Source organism: Winogradskyella psychrotolerans RS-3 (assembly GCF_000427335.1).
GTDB lineage: Bacteria > Bacteroidota > Bacteroidia > Flavobacteriales > Flavobacteriaceae > Winogradskyella > Winogradskyella psychrotolerans.
The window spans coordinates 1-515 of the sequence record NZ_ATMR01000181.1; the positions used below are offsets into that span (position 1 = coordinate 1).

A 515-nucleotide genomic window follows, 5' to 3' on the forward strand; every position below is an offset into this window, starting at 1 on the left:
CATAAATGCCCTTAAGAATAAGTTTTCTCCTTTAAGCTGAAGGTTTTCCTCATCGGCGTTGTCATCAATGGCTTCAATTACTTTGTTGGCTGAAAAGATGCCATAGTAGGCTTCCTGCCAGAATTGGGTAGAAACTGAAGAATTTACAATGTGCTGGTAACTGTAAGTCAGCATTCTGTTGTCTCCACTGTTCTTCACCCAAACGGCATCATCGCCTGGGAACTCTTGTGCGGCCTGCCTGTTTCTCACATACCGCATTTCTCTTAGGCGGCTATAGGTGCCAACGGTAATGTTGGAAAGTAATTCAGGCGAATTCGAAACCTGTTCGTCAGACAATTGATCGGTAGGATAATACTCAAGATCATCGCAACCCGTCATATATCCCATGAAAACGGTAACTAATATAATATTTATAGATTTTTTCATTTTATGGCGATTAAAATTCTTAAAGATCAAAACTTACACCTAGAAGGATTTTTCTGGTAGGAGAAAACCTGGCGCTATTAGCTGATTGG

At 40.6% G+C, this 515-nt stretch carries 1 protein-coding gene; it reads right to left on the reverse strand.

Features of this window, described 5'->3' with window-relative positions; genetic code table 11:
• The coding region (locus tag ADIWIN_RS16720) for a RagB/SusD family nutrient uptake outer membrane protein (protein ID WP_040757650.1) at nucleotides 1-426 on the reverse strand (426 nt) is incomplete at its 3' end.
• Nucleotides 427-515 lie beyond the last annotated feature (89 nt).